At 69.8% G+C, this 17231-nt stretch carries 15 protein-coding genes; 7 read left to right on the top strand and 8 right to left on the bottom strand.

Annotated elements, in window-relative coordinates:
• The first annotated feature begins 192 nt into the window (after positions 1 to 192).
• On the top strand, positions 193 to 1722 hold the full coding sequence (locus KRR26_RS10455; protein ID WP_217079741.1) for a hypothetical protein: 1530 nt from the start codon (positions 193 to 195) through the stop codon (positions 1720 to 1722).
• 8 nt (positions 1723 to 1730) lie between these two features.
• Positions 1731 to 2261: a tetratricopeptide repeat protein gene (locus tag KRR26_RS10450; protein WP_217079740.1), complete on the top strand. Its 531-nt coding sequence runs from the start codon at positions 1731 to 1733 to the stop codon at positions 2259 to 2261.
• A gap of 145 nt (positions 2262 to 2406) precedes the next feature.
• Here KRR26_RS10450 and KRR26_RS10445 read toward each other — a convergent pair whose 3' ends face one another.
• The 4 genes from KRR26_RS10445 to KRR26_RS10430 all read right to left on the bottom strand — a co-directional run bounded on the left by KRR26_RS10445 (position 2407) and on the right by KRR26_RS10430 (position 7048).
• Positions 2407 to 3600: a M48 family metalloprotease gene (locus KRR26_RS10445; protein ID WP_120202849.1), complete on the bottom strand. Its 1194-nt coding sequence runs from the start codon at positions 3598 to 3600 to the stop codon at positions 2407 to 2409.
• Positions 3601 to 3650: 50 nt separating this feature from the next.
• Positions 3651 to 4817 (bottom strand): tetratricopeptide repeat protein, encoded by a 1167-nt coding sequence (locus KRR26_RS10440; RefSeq protein WP_120202847.1) that lies wholly within the window; start codon positions 4815 to 4817, stop codon positions 3651 to 3653.
• 201 nt (positions 4818 to 5018) lie between these two features.
• Positions 5019 to 6137, bottom strand: coding sequence for an ArsA family ATPase (locus KRR26_RS10435; RefSeq protein WP_217079739.1), 1119 nt, complete (start codon positions 6135 to 6137; stop codon positions 5019 to 5021).
• Positions 6134 to 7048: an ArsA family ATPase gene (locus tag KRR26_RS10430; protein ID WP_120202843.1), complete on the bottom strand. Its 915-nt coding sequence runs from the start codon at positions 7046 to 7048 to the stop codon at positions 6134 to 6136. The genes KRR26_RS10435 and KRR26_RS10430 overlap by 4 nt, the downstream gene beginning before the upstream one ends.
• Positions 7049 to 7221: 173 nt before the next feature.
• Here KRR26_RS10430 and KRR26_RS10425 point away from each other — a divergent pair, with 173 nt between their 5' ends.
• Positions 7222 to 7524: a hypothetical protein gene (locus tag KRR26_RS10425; RefSeq protein ID WP_120202841.1), complete on the top strand. Its 303-nt coding sequence runs from the start codon at positions 7222 to 7224 to the stop codon at positions 7522 to 7524.
• A gap of 4 nt (positions 7525 to 7528) precedes the next feature.
• Positions 7529 to 8329, top strand: a complete 801-nt coding sequence (locus tag KRR26_RS10420) for a ParA family protein (RefSeq protein WP_120202839.1) — start codon at positions 7529 to 7531, stop codon at positions 8327 to 8329.
• A 6-nt stretch (positions 8330 to 8335) separates the two neighbouring features.
• Here KRR26_RS10420 and KRR26_RS10415 read toward each other — a convergent pair whose 3' ends face one another.
• On the bottom strand, positions 8336 to 9001 hold the full coding sequence (locus KRR26_RS10415) for a polyhydroxyalkanoate synthesis regulator DNA-binding domain-containing protein (RefSeq protein WP_120202837.1): 666 nt from the start codon (positions 8999 to 9001) through the stop codon (positions 8336 to 8338).
• 165 nt (positions 9002 to 9166) lie between these two features.
• Here KRR26_RS10415 and KRR26_RS10410 point away from each other — a divergent pair, with 165 nt between their 5' ends.
• Together KRR26_RS10410 and KRR26_RS10405 are read left to right on the top strand one after the other, a co-directional pair.
• Entirely contained in the window at positions 9167 to 10891 is a 1725-nt protein-coding gene (locus KRR26_RS10410) for a zinc-ribbon domain-containing protein (protein ID WP_217079738.1), read from the top strand.
• 6 nt (positions 10892 to 10897) lie between these two features.
• Positions 10898 to 11650, top strand: a complete 753-nt coding sequence (locus KRR26_RS10405) for a hypothetical protein (protein ID WP_120202832.1) — start codon at positions 10898 to 10900, stop codon at positions 11648 to 11650.
• A 3-nt stretch (positions 11651 to 11653) separates the two neighbouring features.
• On the opposite strand, the gene KRR26_RS10400 is transcribed toward KRR26_RS10405, so the two are convergent.
• The gene (locus tag KRR26_RS10400; RefSeq protein ID WP_120203332.1) at positions 11654 to 11875 is read right to left on the bottom strand and encodes a twin-arginine translocase TatA/TatE family subunit; all 222 of its coding nucleotides are present in this window, start codon (positions 11873 to 11875) and stop codon (positions 11654 to 11656) included.
• Positions 11876 to 11991: 116 nt separating this feature from the next.
• On the opposite strand from KRR26_RS10400, the gene KRR26_RS10395 reads away from it, so the two are divergent.
• Positions 11992 to 12714: a glycerophosphodiester phosphodiesterase gene (locus KRR26_RS10395; protein ID WP_120202830.1), complete on the top strand. Its 723-nt coding sequence runs from the start codon at positions 11992 to 11994 to the stop codon at positions 12712 to 12714.
• Here KRR26_RS10395 and KRR26_RS10390 read toward each other — a convergent pair.
• Together KRR26_RS10390 and KRR26_RS10385 are read right to left on the bottom strand one after the other, a co-directional pair.
• The gene (locus KRR26_RS10390; RefSeq protein ID WP_120202828.1) at positions 12711 to 13628 is read right to left on the bottom strand and encodes a hypothetical protein; all 918 of its coding nucleotides are present in this window, start codon (positions 13626 to 13628) and stop codon (positions 12711 to 12713) included. The genes KRR26_RS10395 and KRR26_RS10390 overlap by 4 nt on opposite strands.
• A gap of 168 nt (positions 13629 to 13796) precedes the next feature.
• On the bottom strand, positions 13797 to 17057 hold the full coding sequence (locus tag KRR26_RS10385; RefSeq protein WP_120202826.1) for an MXAN_5808 family serine peptidase: 3261 nt from the start codon (positions 17055 to 17057) through the stop codon (positions 13797 to 13799).
• Between the last annotated feature and the right edge of the window lie 174 nt (positions 17058 to 17231).

Here is a 17231-nt window from a genome sequence, read left to right as displayed (position 1 = left end):
ATCTCCCTCAGCGGACCGCTCCGTCCGCGGTCGGGGACGTGTCCTGGTTGGTCGCCGACCTAACTGGCGGATTTCGCTGGAGGGGTCCCCGCCGCGGCCGTCGGCACCCGTGCTGCAACCCTCACGGCCCGTCCGACAGACGGAGCGCGGCGTCCAGCGGCAACCACTCGAACCCGCCGCGCGGGAGTTTCCATGCTCGAAGTTTTGAAAGGTGTGGCGAACCTGCTGGGCGGTCCCATGAGCAGCGTGGTGGACCTCGCCGGCAACGCCCTGGGCCTGCCACCCGTTGTCACGAACGCCGTGAAGACGGTGGGGGGCGTGATGACGGGCAACGTGATGATGGCGGCCAGCGGCGCCATCGGGGTGGCCGAGGAGCTGTCCAAGCATCCCCCCGCGAAGACGGAGTACCGCGCGCAGCAGGACGCATCCCGCGCGTGTGATGGCTATGCCCGCCGGTCCGCGCCCCCGTCCAGTCCGGGCAGTCCGCTCGATCCGAAGCTGCTGGACCACGAGGTCGCGCTCAAGACGGTCGAAGCGAACTTCAGCTACCTGGACATGTTGGATGGAAAGAAGGACGGCTCGCTGTCCAAGGCGGACCTCCAGCGCGTCGCCGCGGACCGCGACGTGTCCCCCTCGCTGCGAGATGCCGCGCGCGTGTTGGTGTCGGACTCGGCCCGCTTCGAGCAATGGGAGACCACGCCGGGACTGACCGGGAATCCGTTCGCGGTGATCGCCTCGATGCGCGACGATGACCGCATCACGCTGCTCAATGTGAAGGGCGCGCTCGCGGGACTCTCCGCCGACTTCGCGAAGTACGGTCGCCCGGAGAAGCCAGAGGCTTCGCGCCCGTGCCCGCCGTCCGAGCCTCCGCCGAAGGGTGTCGACGGGGCGCCGTCCACGCCGGGCGGCACTTCGGGCACGGGGTGTTCGCCCAGGCCCGGCGGAGGGGCGCCCTCGTCGGGAGGCACGTCGTCGTCGGGCGGTACGTCGGGCGGTACGTCGGGCGGTACGGGCGCGTCGAAGGACGGCGCCCTGGACCCCGACTTCGAGGGGTATCGCGACGCGTTGAAGGTGCTGTCGGGGAACTGGGACACCTTCGACACGGCGGTGGGGCGCAAGGACGACAAGCTCACGATGGCCAACTTCCACGCCATCCTGGCGGACAAGGCCGCCTCCCCCACGCTCAAGCGCTGCGCGCAGTTCTTCGTGGACCACTCGGCGTACTTCAACCGGCTGGAGATGGCGGCCGGCATCGGCGGGCCGGATGGAACGGCGAGCCGAAAGGACCTGACGGCGGCGCTCCAGTCCGTCGCGGCGGTGCCGGAGCCCGAGTCCTCCACTTCATCGTCTTCATCATCGGGCAGTGGCAGCAAGGCCTCGGGCGGGAGCAGCTCGAAGGTGCGGGACATCCTCGACAACCCGAACATGAGCATCGAGGAGAAGATCCAAGCCATCCTCATGGTCATCACCGAGGACACGGACGACGAGCTGCTGTCGGTGATGAACGACATGGCGAGCGCGCGGGATGAGCGCGCGAAGCTCGGCACGGGTCAGAAGGACAAGGAGCGCGCCGCGAAGCTCGACACCAGCATGCAGGAGTTGGAGCTGCGCCTGCAGAAGCTGATGGAGAAGCGCAAGGCGATGTTCGACCTGATGAGCAACATGTCGTCCAAGTTCAACGAGATGGCGAAGACGGCGATCTCCAACCTGCGCAGCGCCTGAGGTCCGCCATGAATCGAATCATCAAGCACGCAGAGGGCATGGAGCCGCGGATGGACGTGGGCACAGCGCGCAAGCTCAAGGCGTTCGCGCGAGGCGAGTCGACCTGGGCCGAGGTGGAGGGGATGACGTTCGAGGAGGCGAAGGCCATCGCGCAGGTGGGGTGTGAGCTGGCCGCGGCGGGGCGCCTGGACGAGGCGCGCATCCTGTTCGAGGGCCTCGTGGAGGGGAACCCGCGGGACTCGGCGGCGCGGGCCGCGCTGGGCACGGTGTACCAGAAGCTCGGACGCCTCGATGAGGCCGTGGCGGAGTACAGCGCCGCGCTGGCGCGGGACTCGGCGAACCCGGTGGCCCTGGCCAACCGAGGCGAGCTGTACCTGCGCAAGGGGGAGCGTCAGGGCTTCACGGACCTCGCCAATGCGGTCGAGGTGGATCCTCACGGAGAGACGGCGGCGGGGCGTCGCGCGAGGGCGCTGGTGAAGGCCATCGCGTTGGTGGCGGTGGAGCAGTTGCGGGGGGACGCCACGCCGTCGTCGGCGTGAAGGGGGTGGGCGCGACAGGGGGCGCGCCCGCGGGGGGAGGGAGTGCCACCGGCCTGAAAGGGGGAAGGCCGGTGGCGGCTGCCGGTGGGTGGGCTCGGGCGGCGTGTCGAGGGAGTTCAGGGGAGCCCGCCCGCCGGCCGCTTTTTCAAGGCACAGGGATGTCCGCGATTCGTTCGCCGATGGGGGGATGGCTCATCCCCTTGAGCACGACCCAGCGAGGGGGCTCGGGGTCCATCTTGTTGACCCGAGCGGCCTTCACCAGCATCCGCCGGAAGGCCTGGGGATCGCCGGTCAGTCGCAGTCCATAGCGGTCCGCTTCGCGCTCGCGTTCACGAGAGAAGGCGCCGGAGAGCGGGCTGGACAGGATGATGACGAAGAACAGGAGGAGAGAGATGAGGGGGAGGGTGCGGATGTCGGCGAAGCGCGTGGCGCCCCACCAGGCGCGTGCCTGCGCAAGCCGCAGCAGTCGGTCGATGGCGAACAACAGGGCCAGCAGGGCCAGGGACGAGGCAATCCGTCCAGGCCAGCGGCTCTCGTTGACGTGGCCGGCCTCATGGGCCACCGCCGCGAGGATCTCGTCCTCGCTCAGCTCGCGGACGATGACGTCGTTGAGGACGATGGTGCGCGTGGGCCCCTGGCCCGCGAAGTACGCGCCCACGCGCCGGGAGGCGACGGAGGTCTTCTCCACCACCACGTCCGCGAAGGCGATGTCCGCGCGGGCCATCAAGCCGGTGATGCGCGTGCGCAGCGTGCCGGCGGGGAGGGGCGCCTGATCGAAGTAGAGCCGAGCGCGGTAGGGGTCCAACGCCGAGGCGACGAGCATCAGCACCGCCACCGGCACTCCGAGCACCAACCACCACCGGCGCACGCGGCGCGCCAGCCCATACAGCCCGATGACGAGTGCCACCACTGCGGCGGCTCCCAGGAGCGTGCCCTTGAGCAGGTCCCAGGCGAAGGCGCCGGGCGTGTACGTGGACAGGCCGTGGCGATGCTCCAGGACGTAGGAGAACCAGACGTCCACCGGCAGGTAGAGCACCTTGATGAACAGGTCCACGCCGAGGGCGAAGAGGATGGCGGCGCCCCATCCCGACTCGCCCCACAGCCGGTCCATGGCGTGGAACACGACGCGCAGGACGGGGGCCTCGCGCAGTGCGCCGAAGCGGCGCTCCAGGCCCGCCGCGGCGGCGCTGGCGCCTCGGTAGAGCGGGTGGACGAGCACACCCAGCATCAACGCGAGGAGGCCCAGGCTCACGAAGGGATCCACCGCGGCCCGGATGTAATAGGGCAGGTGGTACGCGTGAATGTCCGCGAGCTGCTCAGGAGTGAAGAGGGGCTCCATGCTCCGTCACGCTATTCCCGGAGCCCCTCCCATGCCCAGCCAGGGGGACGTCAGGAGTGAGGCGCGGACGGGTTGGGGGGCGTGGGCGTGGGCTCGCCCTCCGCGTCCGCGTCCGCGAGGAGCAGCTTCTTGACCTTCTCCAGGCTCTCGCGCGTCCGGTCCACGAAGGCGCTCTGGGAGCCAATGCGCTCGGCGGCTTCCAGCGTCCGCTCGTAGATGTTGATGGACTTGGTCAGGAGCACGCGGATCTTCTTGCGCAGTTCCTGGCGGTAGACCTGGGCCTCCTCGGCGTTCAGCTCCGCGGGCGCGGGCGAGTTCACCATGTTGTCGTAGAGGTTCTCGTACAGCGCGCCAATCTGCGCGCCGGAGGCGGTGGCCCAGTAGCCGTTGCCCACGCGGATGGAGCGCAGGTAGTGCCCTTGCGCGGACAGCAGCAGCTCGGCCTTGTAGTTGAGGTCGTGCGCGAGCGCGTCGCTGCCCTTGGCGGGGTCCAGCTTCACGTCCTCGTAGTGCAGCCGATAGATCTCGCCGATGAAGAAGTGGGCCTGGGCCGGGAAGTAGTCGTCCACCTCGGCCTTGTCCTGGAGCGCCTCGTAGGTGGTGATGGACTTGCGCAGCGTGGTCTCTGCGTCCTCGGACTTGCCGGCCTCGAGTTGGCAGATGCCCTGTTGGACCTGGGCCTCCACCCGGCGGTTGATGCTCAGGTCCTGTCGCGCGGCGATGGTCGCCAGCATCGTGGCGGCCTCGTCGAAGCGCTCCAGATGGTAGAGCGTCTCGGCGACGCGGAAGGCGGCGTCCAGCGCGTCATCCTGTCCGTGCGCCGCGTCCGCGAGTTCCGAGAAGCGGTGCCAGGCTTCCTCCCACTCCTTCAGCCGCTGGTGCGACAGGCCCGCGTTGTAGAGCGCCTGCCGGCGATGCGGGCTGTTGGGGTGGAAGTCCACGAGCCGCCCGAAGTAGCGCGCCGCCTGCTTGAAGTCGTTGGCGGCGAAGGCGGAGGTGCCTCCCGCGAAGAGCTCCTCGTCGTTGAGGCGGTCCAGTTCCAGGTCCGCCGTCACCGTCACCGGCTCGAACTCCAGGACCTGCTGGGTCACCGGCGGCGCGTCCGGCTTCACGGCCGTGCCCGCGGTGCGGCAGCCCGCGAGCCCCAGGCCCAGCACCCCGAGCCATACCCAGCGCCGGACGCCCCGGGCCCCGTGTGTCCTCTGACAACCGTTCACGCTGACATCCTCCTGGGCCGGTGGACCGGCCCCCTCCGGACAGCGGCGGAACGCTGGGGGTTCCCGCCTCCCGTGGGGTTCGTGCAGCTTAATGCGCGCCGCGCGCCCCCGCCTCCCCGACCGACGGGCGCCGCGCGCCCGGCGCATGCGTGGGACTGCACAAGTGCGCCCGGCGTGCAGCGGGCGGGCGAGCAGGGGCGCTCAGGCGAGCACGTCGTCGCCGAGCAAGTAGCGGCCGGTGTTCCACAGGGCGGTGAGGTCGTGCACGTCCAGCCCGAAGCGGGGCACCTGGATGATGGGCGTGCCGGGGCAGGCATCCTTCAACTGCGCGATGCCCCGCAGGTCCTGCTCCGCGAGGACGCGAAGCTCGCGCAGCGTCTCCTCGACCTTCGTGCGGCGACCGGGAGCCAGCGTGGCGGCCTCATCCCAGAGCGATGGGGCAGGCAGCGGGTGGACGCGGTTGACCACCAGCGCCAGCACGTCCATGCGGTTCTGCTTCATCAGGGCGTGGAACTGGATGGCCTCGTCCAGTCGCTCCGGCGAGGGGCTCGTGACCAGCACGAAGCCTGTTCGCGCGTCCTCCAGCAACGCACGCACGCCGCGCGCCCGCTCGCGGAAGCCCTCGTTCATGCTCGACATGGCGAGCATGAAATTGGACAGCTCCTGGAGCATCTCCGCGCCGGTGAACTTGGCCAGCGCGCGCGTCACGTAGCTGCCGCCGAGGTTGAAGAGGGACAGGCCCACCTTGCCCGCCTTCAGCGCGGGTGTGAGCAGCCACTTCGCCGCCTCGTTGTCGAGGAAGTCGAGCACGCGGTTGGGCGCGTCGAGGAAGTCCATGGCGTGCGCCGTGGGCGGCGTGTCCAGGACGATGAGCTCGTAGTCGTCGCGGCGCCGCAGCTCCCAGACCTTCTCCATGGCGATGTATTCCTGGCTGCCCGCCAGGGCCGTGGAGAGGGACTGGTAGAAGCGATTGGCGAGGATGCGCTCGCGCTGCTCGGGCGGAGCCACGCGGGTGATGAGGTCATCCCACGTGGCCTTCATGTCGAGCATCATCGCGTGCAGCGAGGCCTTGGGGCTCACGCCCATGGGCTCCAGCACCGAGGCGGGGACCTCCGCCTCCGCGTTGCCCAGCGCCTTGAGTCCCAGGGAGTTGGCCAGTCGCTTCGCCGGGTCGATGGTGCACACCAGACTGGAGCGCCCCTCCACCGCCGCGCGCAGCGCGAGCGTGGCCGCCACCGTGGTCTTCCCCACGCCTCCCGAGCCGACGCAGATGAGGACGCGCTTGCTCGCGAGCGCGGGTCCGAGTGCCGTCGTGCTCACGTCTCTCCCGTCACCAGGGGCTCCAGGTGCCCCATCACCTGCTCCACCGCGTCGCGTCCGAAGCGGGGAACGAAGAGCCGCGGCACCGCATACACGGGCGCGTGCAGGTTGCGCTCCAGCTTGGTGCCCGCCAGGACCGCCAGCGCCGCCCGGTCATGGTGAGCCTGGGCCACGCGCTGCAACTCGGGATGGCCCGCGAGGGCCTCCAGGTCGCCGTCCGTGAAGCGCTCGGGGAAGGACTGGTTGAGCACGGCCGCGTGCGTGCGGATGCGAACCTTGTCCTTCAGCGCGGCGTGCAGCTCCACCGCCTCGTTCACCGGCATCTCCTCGGGCAGCGCCACCAGCACCGCCGCCGTGACCGCCGGGTCCACGAGCAGGTCGCGCATCTTCAGCGCCTCGCGCGTCATGGGCCCGGGGGGCAGGGTCTGCAGCAGCACCTGGGGCACGCTCAGGAACGAGATGGCGTGGCCCGTGGCCGGCGCGTCCAGCACCACCGTGTCATAGCGCCAGCGCCCATCCGGCAGCTTCTCCTGCAGGTGGAACATGATCTTCCCCAGCAGCACCAGCTCCTGCAGCGAGGGGACGAAGCGCAGGAAATAGCGCACCAGCCGGTTCTCGAAGACCGTCTTGTAGAGGGTCTCGAAGCGCAGGACCATGATGCCGTACTCGCGCATGGCCTCCTGGGGACGCACGTCCACCGCCCAGAGGTTCTCTTCCAAGCGCTTCACGTCGGGGCCCGCGGGAGGGCGCTCCAGGAGCCCGCTGATGCGCTCTTGGGTGTTCACCTCGCACACCAGGGTGCGGCGGCCCGCACGGGCCGAGCGAAGCGCCAGCGCGGCGGCGATGGTGCTCTTGCCCACGCCCCCCTTGCCGGAGACGATCCACAGTCGTTTGTCGAGCAGTCCGGCCATAAAAAACGAGCGGCGAACCGTAGGGATGGCCCCCTCGGGAGTCAACGACCGACCGCCATGGGCCACCCTCAGTGTCGCCCGGCTTGACACGCCGCGTTGGAGCCCCACAGAGTGCGGCGTCTCAATCCCGACTTCCCGAGGGCCGTGCGAGCCGTCGGGCGAAACGCACGGTCATGCTCAAGAACAACCCGGTGATGAAGAAGCTCGTGGAGACGGGCGAGGAGCGCGTTGGCAAGCTGGCGCAGCAACTGCTCTCGAACGAGAAGTTCGTCGCGGCGGTGCAGACGCTGGTGTCGCGCTCGCTGGCGGCGAAGGGGACCATGGACCAGACGCTGCGCACGGCGCTGTCTGCCATGAACCTGCCGTCCACGGCGGACCTGGAGCAACTGCGCGCGAAGGTGGACGACCTGGAGCGCCTGCTCGCGTCCGTCGAGGGCAAGCTGGACGCGCTCGTCGCGGCGAAGTCGAAGAAGTAGCCGCATGCGGCGCATTGCCTTCATCAACGAGAAGGGCGGCACCTGCAAGACGACGCTCGCGGTGAACACCGCGGCGTGGCTCGCGCGGGAGCGAGGGCAGAAGGTGCTGCTGGTGGACCTGGACACCCAGGGCCACGCGGGCAAGGTGCTGGGCCTGGACGTGCGGCGGCTGCCGCGCAACGTCTTCCACCTGCTGACGGACGCGGCGGTGCGCTTCGACGAGGTCGTTCAGCCCTCCCAGGTCGAGGGCTTGGACGTGGTGCCGGCCTACAAAGAGATGGCGGACTTCCCCGTGGCGGTGGCGTCCGACGCGCGCCGCGCGCACCGGCTCGCCGAGCGACTGAAGGCCGCGGAGGCCGCGGGCTACGACACGGTCGTGTTCGATGCGCCGCCCTCGCTGGGCCTCACCACGCGCAACATCCTGGTGGCCTCCACCGAGGTGGTGGTGCCGGTGGCGCTGACGTACCTGGCGCTGGATGGCTGCGCGGAAGTGGCGGAGACGGTGCGGCAGGTGGGGGAGGCCGAGGGGTGTCCTGAGCTGCGCGTCACCAAGGTGGTGCCCACGCTCTACCGGAAGACAGCGCTCGCCACGGCCATCCTGGAGCGGCTCAAGGCGTACTTCCCGGACGCGCTGGCGGCCACGCCGCTCGGATACAGCGTCAAGGTGGACGAGGCCCAGAGCCACGGGAAGACCATCTGGGAGTACGCGCCGCGGAGCCCTGGCGCGCGGATGCTGGCGGCCATCGCGGCGGAAATCCATGGCGAGCCCGCCCCGAGGCGAGGGCGGGCGGCTCGGCGCGCCTGAGGGCGGCTACGGCGCGCTCGGGTCCTTCTTCTCCAGCGACTCGAGCTTCTTCTCCAGCTCTTCCAGGCGCTGCGTGAGCGACTGCATGTCGCGACCAAGCGCCGGCAGGTTGCCGGTGAGGTTCTCGACGACGTGCTTCACGCGCTCGTCAATCTTGCGCTGCCAGTCCTCGAACGCGCGCTGGCTGGCCTTGAGCAGGTCCGCGGGATTGAGGCCCGCGCCGCTGGCGTCCGACGGGGCAGCGGCCTCCTCGGCGGGGGGCTCGGAGGGGGGAACCTCGTCCGGGCGGCGGCCGTCCTCGCGGCGCAGCAGCTTGTCCAGCCGGGACTCGGCCTCCTCGCGGATGGACGCCACACGCGGCGTGACTTCCTTCTGGATGAAGCCGGAGATGGACTCGCCGGGGTGGCGGATGATTTCCCGCAGCACCGACAGCGGCATCTGGTTCTTCTTCTTCTCCTCCTCGAAGATGATCTGCGCGAGCGTGACGGAGGTCAGGTCCTCCTTCGTGCGGTTGTCGACAATCCGCACTTCGGTGCCTTCCTTGATCATCGCGGCGATTTCATCGAGCGTGACGTACCGGCTCTCCACGGTGTCGTAGAGCTTCCGATTCGTGTACCGCTTGATGATCTTCGGCTCCTTGCTCGGAGCGCCTGCTTGCTCGGCCTCGCTCATGTCTATCTCCGACCCAGGCGGCTGGATGCTTCCTGACTGTGCCATGCCTGGGTCTCGAAGGGGCGGATCTCGTACCAGAGGGGTTGGGAGCGAGCAAGCCGCCCGAACCGTGCTCGCCGTGTTCGCCCGGTATGCCTATACTCGCGTCCCCTGCCGGGCCTGCTGATGATCGTCAAGTGTGAGCGGTGCCAGACGCGGTTCAAGATCCCCGACGAGAAAGTCACCGAGAAGGGGGTCAAGGTCCGCTGCACCAAGTGTCAGAACACGTTTCGCGTCGCGCGTGAGCCCGCGTCGGACCCGAGCGCCCTGGTGGCTGCTCCGGAGCCGTCCGGGCAGGTTGACCCCTTCCAGGACTTTGGGGTCGCACCTGACCCCAAGGGCGTGGAAATCACGCGCCCTGGGTTCTACGGCGCGGGGGTCGAGGCGACGCGTCCGCTGCCCGCGGCGTCGTCCTGGAATGACGTCGACATCGATGTGGACGAGGAGGGCAACGAGGAGCCCACGCGCACGTTGACGCTGCCCGTGGGCGTGTATCCGCCCGCGCTGGCCGGAGGGCAGCCGAGCCCCGAGAGCCTGTCCGGCGAGGATCCGTTCTCGGACTTCATGACCGCGCCGGCCACCGCGCCGCTCACCAGTGACTTCGACCTGGGCGCGGAAGAGGTGGGCGCGGCGCCTCCTCGCGCGCCGACCCCCGCCGCGCCGCCGCGGGCCATGTCACCGCCGCCGGCTCCGCCGCGTGCGCCGGTTCCGGCGGTCGCGGTGCCGGTGGCCTCGGCCGCGGTGAGGGCCCCGGTTCCGCCGTCCGCGCCCCCTCCGGCGCCTCGGGCTGAGTCGCTGCTCCGCGCCGCCAGCGCGCCCACGTCCGCTCCCGCTGGGGCCAGCCCGCTGGGGCCCCTGCGGACCGCCAGCGCGCCCGCTCCGGTTGCCGTCGAGGAGGAGGACCCCTTCGCCTCGCTGGACCTCGACGCTCCGTCGCCGGTGGCGCCGCCTCCCGTGGAGGAGCCCGGGTCGACGGTGCAGGACACCGTGCCGACGGAGAACCTGGGCGACCTGTTCGACTTCTCGGGCGGCGCCTCGGGAGAAGAGGGCCTCGGGGCGACGGACACGGGGCGCGCGGCGCTGCTCGGCCACGAGCCTCCCGCCGAGCCTCCGGGCGTGTCGCTGCTCGGAGACCTGCCCGCGCTGGACGCCTCGGATGCGCCCACGGGCATGTGGCGCGACGTGGTGGACCTGCAGGACGTCCCGGCCAGCGCGGGGCCCGCCGTCTCCGTGGCGAAGCCGTCCGCGCGGCCCGAGGACGTGGGCATTCCCCAGCGCAGCGGTTCCAGCCGAGCGCGCAAGGTGACCGGGCTCGTCGCCAACGTGGCGATCGCGACCGTGCTGGTGGTGGGCCTGGGCGCGGTGGGCCATGTCTACCTGCGCGAGGGACGGCTCGACCTGTCCGCGTTGTCCCCCGAGCGCCTGCGCGCGCTCGTCACGCCGACCGCGTCTCGTCCCCTCCAGGCGCGCGACGTGTCCAATGGCCTGTACGAGACGCGCGATGGCCAGCAACTCTTCCTGGTTCGCGGCGAGGTGCGGAGCACGGCGACCTCCGCCTCGCGCGTCCGCGTGCGTGCCGCGCTCTTTGACGGGGACCAGCGCGTGCGCTCCACGGAGGGACTGGCCGGAGCGCTGCCCACGCCCGAGGACCTGTTCGGCCTGTCCACCGCGGAGTCCGTCTCCGCGCTGCGCCAGCGACTGGACGCGGCCGCCACGGTGGTTCAGCCCGGCGGCGCCGTGCCCTTCCTCGTCCTGTTCCACGAGTACCCGGCGGACCTCGCCAGCTTCCGGTTGGAAGTGACGCTCGAGTTGGCGCCGGCCTCCGCGCCACCGGCCCCGAAGGCGGAGTAGCAGGGCATGGCCACGCTGGACGAGGCCCGCACCACCGCGCGCCACCTGCACGCCCTCGCGGGGGGCCCGGGCGTGCGCCGCAAGGCCGCCGCGCGCGAGCTGGCGCGGAGGGATCCGCTCGACGCCAACGAGCTCATCGGTCACTTGCTCCTGTTGTCCCGCGAGGGCTGGGAGCCGGCCACCTGCGTGCTGCCGGACTTCATGGCCGCGCTCGCCGAGGAGTCGGAGAACATCCCGCACGCGGCCGCGCTCAAGCGCCTGGCGCACGTGCAGTCCCTGGAGTCGGTGGCGGACCTGTTCGCGAAGGGGCCGGCTCGGCGCGAGTTCGACGCGGATGCGGCGGCCCGCTCGGATGCGCTGGCCTTCAGTCAACCGCTCGGACACCTCAAGCAGCAGGCCCGGCTGACGCGCGACCCGGACGTGCTCTCGCGGCTCGCCACGGTGAGCGACCCGTCCGTGCTGCGCAACGTGCTCATCAACCCGCGCCTCACCGAGGAACTGGTGGTGCGCATCGCCGCGCGGCGCCCCGCGCGTCCCGAGCCCTTGGTGGAAATCTGGAGGTCGCCGCGCTGGTCCGTTCGCCACGCGGTGCGGCGCGCGCTCGTCTTCAATCCCTACCTGCCGGTGGATATCGGCGCCAAGCTCGTCCCGCTGCTCAACGCGGCGGACCTGCGCGAGCTGGCCTCGGACACGAGCGTGCACTCCGCGCTGCGTGAGCAGGCGACCCGGTTGCTCACCGAGGTTCCGCTCGGGCGCTAGCGCCTACGGACGGCGGTCCTTCGGGCCCTCGGTGAACTCGGCGTCGCTGGAGCCGCGGCGGCTGGTGGGCAGCTGCTTGGCGTCCACCAGGTCCTGCCCGCGCGAGGCCTTGCGGAACGAGTAGACGAACTTGCCCACCGCGTTGCCGAGCTGCCCCATCCTCGACGCCGAGAAGACGACCAGCAGGATGAATCCGAGAACGATGAGCTCGCCGAGGCCCAGCATGATGCGGGGCACAGTGCAGCAAAGGGCGAGGGGAGGCAAGCCGCGCGTCCGGCGGCGAACGCGCCACCCCACAAGAGTCTGCCCGCCCGGCGGGATTCCGGCGCAGACTGGCCGCCATGCTCCTGCTCGCCCACCGAGGTGCCAGCGCTGACGCCCCCGAGAACACCCTGGAGGCCTTCGCGGAGGCCGTGCGTCAGGGCGCGGATGGCATCGAGCTGGACGCGATGGTGTGCGCCTCCGGCGAGGTGGTGGTGTGCCACGATGAGCGACTGGAGCGGCTTTCGGGGCAGCCCTGGGAGGTGCGAGACACGCCGTGGTGGAAGCTCCAGCGCGCGGACGTGGGCTCCTCGCTGGGCTTCGCGCCGGCGCGCATCCCTTTGCTGGAGGAGGTGCTGGACGCGCTGCCGGACCACTTCCTGGTCAACATCGAGCTGAAGTGCGACCGCTTCGATGACGGCGGGCTCGCGCGTCGCGTCGCGGAGCTGGTGCGCGGGCGGGACATGGCCGAGCGCGTGGTCGTCTCCAGCTTCAACCCGCTGTGCCTCTTCCGGCTCGCCGCCGCGGATGCCTCCTTGCGGCGCGGCTTCCTCATCGACCCGGACAAGTCCTGGACGCCTCAGGCCCATGTGCTGAGCCCGCTGGTGTCCTCGCACTCGGTGCACCCGTTCCACGAGGCGTGCACCCAGGAGCGCATGGCGGCATGGCACGCGGCGGGCCTGCGTGTGGCGGCGTGGACGGTGGACTCGCCCGAGCGCGCCCAGGAGTTGGACGCGCTGGGGGTCTCCTACCTCATCACCAACCGCCCGGGCCTGATGCGCGCGGCCCTGCGCGGCGCCTAGAAGTCGAGGCCCAGCGTGGTGTTGACGGAGAAGACCGCGGGGAGGCCCCGGCTCTCCGTCACGGACGGGTCCGTGCCCGTGGGCATGTCCACGCTGCCCGTGCGCGTCAGCGACAGCTCCACGCCCAACTGCAGCGCGCCGCCGATGAAGCGCGCGCCGCCGTAGAGGCGCTGGTTCATGTTGTCGCCGAAAGAGACCTTCTGGTACGCGGCGGCGTTCACCAGCGCGGCGCGCGAGTTGTCCGCGAGCGAATCGTCGAGGGTCTGCCCCGTGTCGAACTGGAGCGTGCGCGAGGTAGCGCCCACCATCACGAAGTCCAGGCCGCCGTACGGCGTCAGCGTCACCATGCCGCCGATGGGGAACTGCTTGCCGATGCCGATGTCCACGCCGAGCGTGGTCAGGTCCAGGTCATGTGCGCCGAACAGCTTCGTCACGTGCCCGCGGACGCCCACGTCGGGCAGGTAGGTGAAGCCCTCGTTGATGGCCCACTTCACCTCGCCCGTGGCCGTCACCATCCGGCTCTTCTCCACCCAGCCCACGCGCCCGCCCAGCTCCAGCGAGAACGGCAGGCCCTTGCGCACGTGGAGCGAGGGCACCAGCACCGTGCCCGGCTGCGCCTTCTCCGTGGGGATGCGGACCGTGTCCGGCAGCGACACCACGGACAACTCCATGTTGAGCGCGTAGCCCGAGTGCCCCGTGGTCTGCGGCGGCATCAGGTTGGTGGACGTCATCACCGCCGCGAACGTGCGGGCGAACGCGCGGAAGTCCGCGTTGGCCGTCGCGCTCCCGTTGACGACGCCCTCGCCCGTGCGCGGGTTGCCGAACTGCGAGATGTGCAGGTCGTTGTCATCCGCGTACGCGGTCATTCCCGACAACACCGTCGCGAGCGCAATCCACCGACTGAACGTCCGCATCTGGGGTCACCGCCTCCCGGGCGCGCGCGGCCCGGAGGCGCCCACCGCGCCGGACGCTAGACCCGGCCCACCTGGAGCGTCAACAAAACGGGCGGCCTTGCTCCAGCACCCCGGTGGGGAAGTTGGAGCAAGGCCGCCCGAGTCAGGCGGACCGCGCAGTCGCGCTGGCTACTGCGGCTTCACCGGCGTGGCGGTGGCCGTGGACGGCGCACTCACCTTCTGCGCCACCTCCGCCGGGCGGCGGCGGATGACGAGCGTGCGGCGGCTGGCGAACTCCGTGCTCTCTCGCGCCACCACCAGCACGTTGTTGTTGCCCTCCTTGAGCTGGAAGTCCGTGGAGAACTTCAGCGTGTTGGGCTCGCCGCCCTTGGGGTCCACCGCCTTGAAGTAGACCTTCTGGTCGTTCACCAGGACGTACACGTCGAGCAGCCCGTTGGGGTCCTTCACCGTGCCGGAAAGCGTGAACTTGTCACCATTCGTGACGAGCCCCCCGTGCGACGGGTCCGCGTCCAGCTTGATCTCCGGCGGCTGGTGCGTGGTGGCCCACGCGATGCTCTTGGGCGGCGTGGCGCGGCCCGTCTTCACCTCGCGGGCATCCTGCGCGCGCACGAAGCCCACCCGGTCCTTGTCCAGCTCGACCTTGTAGTAGCCCTTCGTCACCGCGGTGGAGGTCAGCACGGTGCCCTGGGGCAGCCGCGCCACCGGACGCGCGTCCGACGTGGGCGCGCCGAGGATCTCCGCCTTGTCCGCCACACGCACCAGGCCCTTCTTGGCCTCCAGCGTGGCGACGGGCGCGTCCTTCACCGGCAACTGGAGCTTCTCCAGCACGAACTCCTCCAGCGGCTCGTCGAGGATGGCCAGCTTCAGCGGGAAGGTGTCGCCCTTGAAGCCCTTCTTCACCTCGAGCTGGAAGCGCGCCGTCTTCGTCTCGCCGGGCTTGAGCTCGCCCAGCTTGAAGCGCCCCTTCTCGATGAAGATGTTCGCGTCGCCGCCATTCTTGATCTGCGCGAACGAGTCCAGCGCCGGGCCCGCGCCCGTGTTGGTGACGTCCAGAATCACCGAGACGTCCTCACCGCGCTGGACCACGCCGTCGCCGTTGCACTCGGCGCAGTCATCCACCACCTGCCAGTTGAAGGCGAACGACGGGCGGGGCAGCTCCAGGAAGCTCAGCTCGGACACGAGCGTCTCGGGCAGCGGGCCGTTGTCGTCCACGAACTTCACCTTCACCTCGTCGCGGCGGCTGGTGAGGTCCTTGGGCAGGCGGACCTGCACCTTCCAGGACTTCTTCTCGCCCGGGTTGAGCGCGCCGAAGACGAACTCGCGGCGATCCAGGATGCCGTTGTCGCTGTCCGTCCACGCGCGCACGCGCTTGAGCGGCTCGGTGCCCTTGTTCTCCGCCGTCAGCACCATCTCCAGCATCTCGCCGGCCAGCACCTTCTGGTCCGCGCCCGGCGAGAAGCTCGCGTCGAGCTTCACGTTCTTGGGCGTGGGGCCCGCGCTCCAGTCCACCCCGAGCGCGCCGATGGCGCCGTTGATGCGCTGCTCCTCTTCCTGACGGCGCTGCTCGATGAACGCCTTGCCCTGCGCGAGCTGCTGCGGGCGCGTGTTGGCCGGCACGCGGAGCACGAAGTCCCGCGCGAACTGGACCTCGAAGTCCTCCTTGATCTCCTCCTGGGACTCCGCGTCGAGCTGGTCATCCAGGTCCTCGCCCTGGCCGGCCACGTCCACGTCCAGCAGCGGATCATGCTCGCCGTGCGCGCGCTTGTCCTTCGCGTCCTTGGCGTCCTTCGCGGCCACCTTGGGCTCGGCCTTCTTCGCCGCCTCTTCCTTCTTGGCGATGGCGGCCTGCTGCGCCTTCTCATCAATCTTCAGGTACTTGATGCTCTCCCACGGCTTCTCGCGGTCCAGCACGTCCTCGCGCTTCTTGGCCGCGGTGGTGGAGTCCGGGTTGCTGAAGTGCTGATCCAGGTCCGCCTCGCCCATGCTCTTGCGCGGCGCGAACACGTCCAGGCGCTCCGCGGTGACGCGCGTGGGAACCAGCTGGATGTCCGGGACGATGCCCACCTCCTGGATGGAGACGTCGCCGGGCGTCAGGTACTTGGCGATGGTCAGCTTGAGCGCGCTGTCATCCGGGAAGTCGTACAGCACCTGCACGCTGCCCTTGCCGAACGTCTGCCGCCCGATGATGACCGCGCGGTTCAGGTTCTTCAGCGCGCCCGCGACAATCTCGGAGGCCGAGGCGCTGCCCGCGTTCACCAGCACCGCGATGGGGTAGTTCTCCTCGCCCTCGGTGGGGTGCGCGCGCTTCTCCTCGCGCAGCTTGTCCGACAGGCCCACCGTCGCGACGATGGTGCCGTTGGACACGAACGTGTCGGACACCTGGATGGCCTGCTCCAGCAGACCGCCGGGGTTGCCGCGCAGGTCGAGCACCAGGCCCTTGAAGCCGCCCTTGGTCTCGGCCACGCGCCGCATGTCCGTCATCGCGGCCTCCAGGTCGCGCGTGGTGTTGCCCTGGAAGTTCTTCAGCCGCACGTAGCCCACGCCGCCAGCCAGGAGCTTGTGCTGCACGCTCTCGATGGAGATCATCGCGCGCGCCAGCGTCATGACGCGCGGCTTGTCCCAGCCCTCGCGCTCTACGGTGATGGTGATCTTGCTGTCCACCGGACCGCGCAGCTTGGACACGGCCTCGTTGAGGTCCATGTTGACGGTGGACTCCTCGCCAATCTTCTTGATGCGGTCGTCCTTCTGGATGCCGGCGCGCGCCGCGGGCGTCTTGGGCAGCACCTTCACCACGGTGAGGTTGCCCTCCTTCATCTGGATGACGAAGCCCAGGCCGCCGAACTCACCCTTGGTGGACAGCTTCATCTCCCGGTACAGCTCCGGGCGCAGCAGCACCGAGTGCGGATCCAACGTGGACAGCATGCCGTTGACCGCCGCGTACTCGATGTCCCGCGTGTCCTCGATGGGCCGCATGTTCTTGGACAGGAAGTCGAAGACGTCCTTCAGTGCGAAGGACATCTTCCACAGCGAGTCCACGTGGGAGATGTCGAACTCGCGCGTCTTGCCGTTGACGTTGACGGTGAGCTTGCCGGCGTCGGCGTTGCCATCCACCAGCACGTCCGGGACGCTCTTCTCCACGTACTCCAGCGAGGAGATCATCATCTCCTTGGGCTTCACCCGCTTGGGGTCGACGTAGTTCTCCTTGACGTACAGGATGACCTTCGTGAGCACGCGGAGGCTGTTGAGGTCGTGCGGGGCCTTCTCACCCTTGCCCTGGGAAGGCAGGGCCCCGTCCCAGGAGCCTTGCCCCGCCTCGGCAGCTCCCAGGGTGAGCGGCAAGGGCGCGCGGTCGCTGCCCGCGAAGGCCCAGGCGCCAAGGAGCACGGCGACGGCGATGATCCGGCGGAAAATGCGCGGCATTTGATTCATCCAAGCTGGAGCGGTTTTCGGCGCCCCGGGTTGTTGCGAGAAAGCCTTGTGAATCCGAAAGGTTGACGGCGAAAAACAGGCACTGGGGGCAGCCGGCCAAGCCTAATCACGGGTTCCCGGTGCTTCAAGGCATCGCCCGCTGCCGAGGATCGAGAACGTCTTCGGCGGGCAATG

Source organism: Citreicoccus inhibens (genome assembly GCF_019039035.1).
GTDB lineage: Bacteria > Myxococcota > Myxococcia > Myxococcales > Myxococcaceae > Citreicoccus > Citreicoccus inhibens.
The sequence above is the reverse complement of the archived record's forward strand: the minus strand, read 5'-3'. Positions and strand labels throughout refer to the sequence as shown.